Here is a 401-nt window from a genome sequence, read left to right on the forward strand (position 1 = left end):
AAATGCATGGCGAGGCCGCCCAGACCCGTCGCCAGGAGGCCGATGGTGATGAAGACCGGCGCTCCGGTCAGGTAGGAGAGGCCGGCCAGAACCATGACAACGAAGGTCAGGATCGGCAGGCCTTCGCGCTTGGCCGGTTGCTGATCGGGCACCAGCGGCGGCGCGGCGATAAACCGCCGCGCCATTGCCGGCGCTTGCGCCGGTGCCGCAACGATGTCGTCGCCAGGGTCGGCCCGTTGGCTGACGGATTCCGCGATCATGCGAAATCCTTGCCAGACAGACATTATGGCAAATTGCGGGGGATCGTTCGAATTTTAGCGGATCGGGGTTTTTGCCCCGGCGAAGACCGATTTGCCGCCCGATGTGGCAATTCCGTCCGGCCTGCGATCCCTCAGTCCGGT

1 pseudogene is annotated in these 401 nt (G+C 64.3%); it reads right to left on the bottom strand.

The features are described from left to right. Positions 1-260 (bottom strand): annotated as a pseudogene (locus EN852_RS35710) (hybrid sensor histidine kinase/response regulator); the annotation flags it as partial. Positions 261-401: the final 141 nt, after the last annotated feature.

This window comes from Mesorhizobium sp. M2E.F.Ca.ET.209.01.1.1, from assembly GCF_004010375.2.
Taxonomy (GTDB): Bacteria; Pseudomonadota; Alphaproteobacteria; order Rhizobiales; family Rhizobiaceae; genus Mesorhizobium.